This is a genomic window from Mycolicibacterium sp. ND9-15, assembly GCF_035918395.1.
In the GTDB taxonomy this organism is placed as follows: domain Bacteria; phylum Actinomycetota; class Actinomycetes; order Mycobacteriales; family Mycobacteriaceae; genus Mycobacterium.
Genome location: NZ_CP142362.1, coordinates 4394282 through 4402746 on the forward strand (window position 1 = coordinate 4394282; position 8465 = coordinate 4402746).

Annotated in this window: 7 protein-coding genes; 1 reads left to right on the forward strand and 6 read right to left on the reverse strand. The window is 64.4% G+C overall.

Annotated features, from left to right (window positions below):
• Positions 1 to 19: 19 nt before the first annotated feature.
• The gene (locus QGN32_RS20960; protein ID WP_326546167.1) at positions 20 to 820 is read left to right on the forward strand and encodes a mycofactocin-coupled SDR family oxidoreductase; all 801 of its coding nucleotides are present in this window, start codon (positions 20 to 22) and stop codon (positions 818 to 820) included.
• Between the two features lie 286 nt (positions 821 to 1106).
• Here QGN32_RS20960 and QGN32_RS20965 read toward each other — a convergent pair whose 3' ends face one another.
• The 6 genes from QGN32_RS20965 to QGN32_RS20990 form a co-directional block, all read right to left on the reverse strand.
• Positions 1107 to 2183, reverse strand: coding sequence for a hypothetical protein (locus QGN32_RS20965; RefSeq protein ID WP_326546168.1), 1077 nt, complete (start codon positions 2181 to 2183; stop codon positions 1107 to 1109).
• A 332-nt stretch (positions 2184 to 2515) separates the two neighbouring features.
• The gene (locus QGN32_RS20970; RefSeq protein WP_326546169.1) at positions 2516 to 3325 is read right to left on the reverse strand and encodes a Type 1 glutamine amidotransferase-like domain-containing protein; all 810 of its coding nucleotides are present in this window, start codon (positions 3323 to 3325) and stop codon (positions 2516 to 2518) included.
• 55 nt (positions 3326 to 3380) lie between these two features.
• Positions 3381 to 4628, reverse strand: coding sequence for a cytochrome P450 (locus QGN32_RS20975; protein WP_326546170.1), 1248 nt, complete (start codon positions 4626 to 4628; stop codon positions 3381 to 3383).
• Between the two features lie 375 nt (positions 4629 to 5003).
• A complete protein-coding gene (locus QGN32_RS20980; protein WP_326546171.1) occupies positions 5004 to 5189 on the reverse strand; it encodes a hypothetical protein in 186 nt (61 codons plus the stop codon).
• 257 nt (positions 5190 to 5446) lie between these two features.
• Positions 5447 to 7078, reverse strand: coding sequence for an ABC transporter permease (locus QGN32_RS20985; RefSeq protein WP_326546172.1), 1632 nt, complete (start codon positions 7076 to 7078; stop codon positions 5447 to 5449).
• On the reverse strand, positions 7075 to 7986 hold the full coding sequence (locus QGN32_RS20990; protein ID WP_326546173.1) for an ABC transporter ATP-binding protein: 912 nt from the start codon (positions 7984 to 7986) through the stop codon (positions 7075 to 7077). The genes QGN32_RS20985 and QGN32_RS20990 overlap by 4 nt, the downstream gene beginning before the upstream one ends.
• Between the last annotated feature and the right edge of the window lie 479 nt (positions 7987 to 8465).

Genomic DNA, 8465 nt, shown 5'->3' on the forward strand with positions numbered 1-8465 from the left:
AGCGTTACTGTAGCTAACCATGGGTGCGCTAGACGGTCGGGTCGCCTTCATCACCGGGGGAGCGCGTGGGCAGGGCCGGTCCCATGCCTTGGCGCTGGCCGCGGAGGGGGCGAACATCGTCATCGCTGACGTGCCCCGCCCGATGAACCTGACGTATCCCCTCGGCACCGAGGACGATCTGCGCCGCACGGCCAAGCGTGTCGAGGAGCTCGGCGGCATCTGCATTCCCATCGCGCTGGATGTGCGCGACGCAGCGGCGGTGGACGCAGCCGTCGCGGAAACCGTGAACCGGTTGGGCAGCCTCGACATCGTGGTGGTCAACGCCGGAATCGTGAGCACCGGGCCGTTGGAAGAAGTGACAGACGAGACCTGGCACCAACTCGTCGACACCAATCTGACGGGCGCATTCCACACGCTGCGAGCAGCGATACCGGTGATGCGACGGCAGCGCTTCGGCCGGATCCTGGTGACGTCGTCCATGGGTGGCCGCATGGGCATCCCAGAGTTGGCGGCATACAACGCCACCAAATGGGGCGTCATCGGACTCGCGAAGTCCGTCGCCCTGGAGGTCGCAAAGGACGGCATCACGGTCAACGTCATCTGCCCGACCACGGTGCAGACACCGATGGTGCAACCCGAGGGCGGCGACGACGTCCCCGACGACCTGGTCCGTCGGATGATGAAGGCGAATCCGATTCCCCAGCCGTGGATTTCGCCCCAGGACGTCAGCCGCGGACTTCTGTATCTGGTCACCGACCCGGGCGTCATCACCGGTAGCGTCCTCGAGATCGGCCTTGGCGGCAGCGCCCGAATGCATTGACAGTCCGCGCATCGCGTCAGCCGCGTCCAGCCACCAACAAGCCGGCCGACGCGACTTCAGACAGTTCTCGGCGTGTCTTCGCTAACCACCCCGACGTTTCACCCCGGCGTCCGGGGCGTTCTGAGGGAGCACCCCGAGACGTACCGCGCCCGTACCGGCAACGCGCGAATACGAAGGCATTCCCTCTATGAAGGGGATGAGCGTGGCCGAGCAGCGGTATCAGCGGGTGTGGCGAGAACTGACATCTCCTGTTGGATGCCGAAAGCTCGGCCGTGGGTCACCCGTGTCAATCCACCTTCGGGAACCGGTTGACCTTGGCTTCCGCCTCGAGCCGAAGTTGGGTTGCTCGCGCGCGGGCCTCGGTAGCGCGGGCCTGAGCTTCGGCGGCTTTAGCCGCCGCCCACACCTCGGCGGCGCGAGCTTGGCCTTCGGCCGCTTCCGCCCGCTTTCTCGCCTCTGCGGCGCGTGCTTCGGTTTCGGCGGCTTCTGATTGCGCCTGCAAACAAGCGCGCACCGCGGCGGCGCGGGCTTGGGCTTCGGCGACTTCGGCTTGTGCCCATGCCTCGGCGGCGCGGGCTTGGGCTTCGGCGGCTTCTGCCTGCTTTCTCGTCTCGGCGGCGCGGGCTTGGGCTTCGGCGGCTTGTGCTTGTGCCCATACCTCGGCGGCGCGGAGTTCGGCCTCGGCGGCTTCTGCCTGCTTTCTCGTCTCGGCGGCGCGGGCTTCGGTTTCGGCGGCTTCCGCCTTCGCCCGCGAGCACGCGCTGCTCTCGGCGGCGCGAGCTTCGGCTTCGGCCAGGTCCACCTTCGCCCTGGCCTCGGCGGCCAGCGCTTCAGTTTCTGCGGCCAGGGCCCGGACTTGGGTGGCCTTGTCCTGCGCCAGCGCCTCGGCGGCCAGCGCTTCGGCCTCCGCCGCCAGGGCTTGGGCTTCGGCGGCGAAGGCTTGAGCTTCGGCGGCTTCTGCCCGCGCCCGCGTCTCGGCGGCGAGCGTCTTGGCTTCCGCGGCTTCTGCGCGCGCCCGCGCTTCCAACTCCGGTTGCGGCGGAGTCGGCTTGGGCCGGTCTTTTCGTCGGTCGATCTGCGGTGCGCGGTTTCGCTTCTGGATACCGGCGTGGACCACCACGTTCTTACCCGCGCTCTGCTGGTCGACGAGGGTTTCGACGCCGACTAAAGTCACCGCGGTCAGCATCAGCAACGGAATGAAGACCACCGGCTGGGTGGCCACCCCGCCTAGGCAGAAGATCGTGAGCGGCACCGCCAACATCGCCACGGCCCATGGATACCGGTCGCCGAATTGGAGGACCGTCGCCCGCATCGTGATCGCCCGCGTGATCCACAACTGGCGATCCGACCTGCTAATGACCATTTCTCGAGGACCCCACGATCCGTCCCTTCGCGGAGGCGTTGCCATATGCATTGTGACCGACACCGGGACCGCGGGGCGGATAATCGGGTGTTTGTCGCAGTCGTGTCGCGGCGAACTCGAATCGGAAGCAGTGGACGTCAAGCGCTGAACGGAAGGACGCCGACCGCGCCGAAAGGATGAAATCTTCAAAGCGCACCCGCGTTTCTTTACGACAAGTGCACGATGACGCCGGCACCCGCAGGGGGCCCGAACCCGGTGGGCGGTCCGCCCCGGCAAGGAGTTGCTCTTGTGGCTTGTCGCGCTTGGGGAGCCGGCCGGATAGGAGGTCGCCGTCAACGGTCGTCGTCGGCGCACAACAGCGAGTGCGTGACGCAAGTGCCCTCGAAACGGAATTCGTGCGCCGGACGCCGCAGCGGCTCGATGCTGGTATCCGGGTGGACAACGACTCCGCCGCCGGAAGGGATGCCCAGTCCGGTGGCCGCTCCCTCCAGTGACTGAATCGTCCGCGTAAGCCGAGCCCACTCGGCTCGCTCGTCATGCGTGTCGATGATCGAGGGGACGAGCTGGAACACTTCGAGCAGCTCAGTCGAGGAGGGCTCGGGCGTCTCGACGATGCCGTAGCGGCCGAGCTGGACTGCGCCGGCTGAGACGCCCACCAGGATCGCGCCTTGCGCGTATCTGTCCAGGATCACATCCTTCATGCCGGTACTTTCGAACGTGTTCCAGCCGAGACGCACGTTGCCGCCCGCGAGAACGATCAACTGGGCGCGGTCGAGCCAAGAGCGGTCGTCTGCACCGAATGACGACGCGATCATGCGACGGTCAATGATTCCAATGGCATCCATCGCCGCCTCGAAGATCTCGTAATACTCCGGACGATCCCCGTTAGAGGCACCGATGTAGGCCGCGCTCACTGGGATGCCCGATGAGAGTTCTTCGAGGGCTGTCTCGAGCAGCAGCCGATCCTGGCGCTTCCAGAACAGCAGTTGACTGTCCGCCAGCAGATAAAGCGGTTGAAGTTGCGGCGCCCTCTCAGTCACCGCCGGCAGTGCCGAGTCTCGCGCCGATTTCTCATTCGTCGGTTCTCGGGACGTTCGCGGTCGCTCCCCATTCGTGATCCATCCCCGATCGGCGTCGGACATAGAGGCACTCTATCGGCGAGAGCGCCGGCGCTCCTCACGTGCCGGCGTTCGTCTTCTAGATCGGCGTGAACTCGAGGTGCAACTCATTGAGGCGTCTGAACAGAAAGGTGCGGTCCCATTTGAGGCGGCGATCACCCGCGGGGCCGTGCTTGGCTTCTGAAACCCGAATCTCGGCCATCCGGTCAAGGATGCGTGCCAAGCTCACTCGCGCTTCGGCCCGTGCGATCGGGGCACCCGGACAGGTGTGGATGCCGCGACCGAATGCGATGTGCTGCAATATGTTTGGACGCGTAAGGCGGAATTCGTCGGGCTCGTCGAAGCGTTGTGGATCACGGTTTGCCGCACCGTTCATCACCAGTACGCTGGTACCGGCCTGCACATCGACGTCGCCGATCTTGGTGGTGCGTCGCACCATTCGAAAGTTCGACTTGATCGGGCTTTCGAAGCGAAGCATCTCCTCGACGAAGGCGGGAATCTTCGACCGGTCGCAGCGCAGCTGCTCTTGCAGTTCCGGCCGCTCCGCGAGCATCAGCATCGCGAGACTCAGCAGATCGATCGTCGTGCCGTGGCCGGCGGCGAACATGAATGTGGCGACCCTGGCGACGTCAATTGCCTCGGGTGTCGTGCCGTCGGGGAACTTCGCCAGCGCAAGCTCGGTCAGGACGTCGTCGCGCGGTTCGCGCCGGCGTTCCTCGATGTACTCGACGAACCACTCCTCTTTTACGCCGACGAACCCGCTGCGTTCGCCTTCGAGCCTGCTGGCTGTGGCCGCGCGTCGGAATTTCTCACGGTCGGCCTCGGGTACGTCCAGCAGGTTGGTGATGGCATCCAGCGTGAACGGGAAGTTGTAGTCGACGACGATCTCGCACTTGCCCTCCTCGGCGAAGCGGTTGATTTGTTCGTCGGCCAGATGCCAGAGGAAGTCCTCGCTGTACCTCAGCCGCTTGGGCGTGAACAACCGGCTCAACAGGGAGCGGTGCGCGGTGTGCCTGGGAGGGTCAAATGTGATGAAGTAGTCGCCGAACGTAACCCTGTGGCGGTGTTGCTCGATCAGATCTGAGATGTCGTCACGGTCGGCGTCGACCGGAATCCCCGACCACGGTCCGCTGACGATATTGCAGACCGACAGGTTCTCGTCGGGGTCGCGTTGCACGGCGACGGCCTCGTCGTAGCCCGACACCAGCACCACACCATGCGCCGGCTCACGCCAAACCGGGCATCGGCGGATCGCGTCGTAATACCCGTAGGGGTCATCGACAAGTGACTTGTCGGTGAAGAAGTCCAGGTTCTCAACCCCGCCCAATTGCCGCGCCTCCCTCGCGTAGCTACGCGCATGCTATGCGCTCACCTGATGTCCGGACATTGCCTTTCGAAACCGTGAGCGACGCGATTGAGGCCAAGATTTCGGCCACTGGTGACTCGCGGCCATCGGGGCCGATGTGCAACGTCGAGATCACCGACTGTTGATTCAGCAAGTTCGGGACCGTCCCGGTGTCGCCGCTGGCTGCTGACGTCGAACCCGTCGTCCACCACCACCTGTCCACGAGCTCCTCGTGGGCTTGTCGGGATTGTGCGCGAGCGGAAAGGCGCCGCAGCGGGTGAGGAAACCTTTGCCAAGCGCGGCCGATCGGCGACTGGGAGCGCGACACGTGGCTCCCACGGCCCCATTGCGTCTAGCTCAGGCCTGCAGCTCGGTGATGCGCCGAACTGGTGACTGTGAGGCGTCGTTCACTTCGGCGTACAGATCATTGGCCCGAGCCTGTTCTGCCGCAAGTCTTTCCAACGCTGCGACGCCCCGCTTGAGGAGGTCGAGGGATTCCTCGGCAGTCTCTTTCAATTCGTAGAAATTCGGTATGAAACCCATCGGAATTACCTCCCGTTGCGAGCCGGAACTTCAAGCCGTTCTTTTCGATACCGTTTGCTGACTCGGATCAGCGTTGGCCAGCGGATCGGCGTTTCGATCACCAGCTTGCCCCCGCGCCCCACTATCGATACGCGGGATCAACCAAAATGGTAACGTTTCCGGCCTCGTCGGGCGAGGGGAATTGCAGCCGACGGCAGCAAAGAATGGGCGAGGTCACGGATCGCACGGCGCCGAGTCCCCGACGTCGTGTCTCTTGCCTAAGTTGCGGCATCGCGCTTGACGTAACCCCACACTCCGATCGCGCTCAGCATCGCGCTGATCAGCAGGAAAATGATGATCGCCGTCCAGTGTGGCGGTGCGTCGGGTACCGCGGCGAGGTGCGCCCACGGCGAGAGGTTGGCCACCCAGGCCGGCGCGTTCGTCGCCTGCATGATCGCGTTCACCAAGAATCCGCCCACAAGCGGCAGTGCGCCGATTAGGCCGGCGGCGGATGGGAGCCATCCGACCCCCACTGCCGCGGCGCCGGTCGCGAGTAACGCCACAGGGAGTGAATTCATTGCACCCGCAAGTGCATCGGGGAACTGCAGCGGTGCGCCGGTGATCTTCGCACCGCCCCACATCGCGACTCCGGCAGCGCAATGCAAAGCAAACATCGCAGTAACGGTGACCGCGAGTTCAGCCGACATCAGGCGTATACGTGTGATCGGCTGGGCGAAAAGCAGGGTCCAGCGACCGGCCTTCTCGTCGGCGACCATCGTGGCGAGACGCATTGCGGCGTAGAGACCGGTGGCCACTGGGAGCATGCTGAACAGCGGCGCAGCGAAGACGTTCACAGAGTCGAAGGTGCTGATCCCTGCGCCGGCGGCCAATTCAGCGACGTCCGGGTTAGTCTGAAAGAACTCGAGAACTGAGTCGAGCAATGCGCCGATCAGACAGAAGAATGCGGCAACGCCGACCGCCCACCCGAAGGTGATCCGGCCGGTTCGGCGAAGAGCGAACCCGCCGATACTGTGCAACAGGCGCTTTCGTGGACGACGACTCGTCGGCACCACCACAACCCCGTCACCGAGATCGCGGTGGCGCGCCGCAAGGATGGTCGCACCAGCCAGCGCGATCGGAAGCAGACTCAGCACGATCAGCGGAAGGATGCGATTGTCCGCGTATGGCGCTGAGCGTGCCGCCAGCCCGAACGGGGTCGCCCATGCCAACCATGCCAGTTGAGGCGAACTATCGGCGATCATGCGCAGCGTCAAGCCCACACCCAGAGCCGCGACGGACAATGCCGTCGCACCGGATCTTCCCGGCATGATTTGCGCCGCGAGCAGAGCGCTTGTCGCGAAAGTCGATGTGACGAGGACGATTCCGGCTGCATGCAGGACGGCCCCGACCGGTTCAGTGCGCGCCGCCAAGAGGCCCGCCGCGACGGCCGCGCCGATCAGCATCGCGGATGTGGCGAGGGCAGCCAAGCAGCGGATGACGACGTCTTCGATCCGCAGACGTCCCGCGAGCAGCAGACTCCATCGGCCGGCGTCCTCCTCCCCGCGGGTGATTCGTGTGGTGGCGAGGATGATCCAGAGGCTCACGAGCACCAAGATGAGGGTGCCGGTGCGCCACACGGTAAAACCGCCGGGATTGTCGATAGCGACCGGTGGACCCAACAAGATCTTCTCGGCCGGATTTCCAGCCATTGCGCGCAATGCCGATTCATCCAGCAGGCTGCGGATTGTCCGGTACTGGCTGGCAACCAATGTCGACATGACCCCGCAGACCAACGCGACGACCACGGCATCGCGTCGAACTTGACGCATGGCCAGTCGGCTCACCGCCCGCCCGGCAGCGGGTGATGGCGCAGCGCTCAGCGGCGACCCGGGCAGCGTGGCGGTTCTCATCGCTGCGCCTCTCCGTAGTAATCGAGGAAGATCTCTTCGAGTGTCGGTTCGTGCATCACGAGCGCGGTGATGTCGGCTCTGGCGAGCGCTCCAAGAGCAGCCACGGGCGGCCCAGTCACGTTGAACCGCAACCGTCCGCCACCCAGTTCCTCGACATTCGACACCCCCGCGACATCAGCGAGGGAGGGCGGAACGCCGCTGTAGGACACCTGGACGACGGTCCGGCGCAACCGGCGTAACTCGGTGATGCTGTCCACTTCGAGGAGTCGCCCGGCGCGCAGAATCGCTACGCGGTCGCAGACGGCTTCTACCTCGTCCAGCTGATGAGAGCTGAGGAACACCGCCTGGCCCCGCTCGCGTGCTTCTGCGACACAGCCGCGAAACACCCTCTCCATCAATGGATCCATACCGCTTGTCGGCTCGTCAAGCACGAGAAGCGGAGCCCGTGTCGCGAACGCGGCGACAAGGGCCACCTTCTGCCTGTTGCCAGTCGAATAGGTCCGGGCCGGCTTGTTGAGATCGAGATCGAATCGGTCGACCAACTCATTGCGGTATGCCGCGTCGACACCCGGGCCGACGCAGCCAAGCAGTTCGAGAATTTCGGCACCAGTCAGTCTCGGCCACAAGGAAACATCGGCCGGCACGTATGCGAGGTGGCCATGGGAGCGACGGACATCACCGGCAGCGCAACCGAATATCTTTGCACTGCCCGAGGTCGGGCGACTCAATCCGAGCAGCAGGCGGATCGTCGTCGACTTGCCGGCGCCGTTGGGGCCCAAGAACCCGAACACCTCGCCGGGAGCGACGGTGATACTCAGGTCCTCGACGGCCACCACATGACCGAACCGTTTGGTCAGACCCTCGGCGAGGATCGCGAGGCCAATAGCAGCGCGCGCCGGGGCTTCCACGTCTGAAGAGTAAGTCACCTGCGGTCGAGATACCCCGGCTAGTGAGAACGCAGTTCGGGCAGATTCGGCAAGAACTTAGCCAGTCGTTTCGAAATCAACAGTGAGGCAGGGACGCCCGGCGTTCGACACTCACTGCGCATTGCCGATCCATGTTTGCCTTGGGAACCGATTATTCGCTACTACCTCTAGCGAGCGGGCAAACGTCATCGTGAGATAGTCCGGCCTGGGTCAACAGTAATGGCCCGTAACCGGCAGATAAGTCACCGCAGTCTCAGCAGGAAGCCGCGATTGGCGACCGCTCCTGCAACTCGCGCAGGCGTTACTGAGTCGCTTCGAGAGCCGAATGAAAAACTTTGCCCAAACACCTAGCCGGGAGGGCTGAAGCAGAAGTAGGGTTTGGAAGTTGCGGCACCACATGTTGGTTGGCTGGGGGAAGCCACCCTTCGATACCTGGTGCCCTTCGGGTTTGGGGTGGTCGG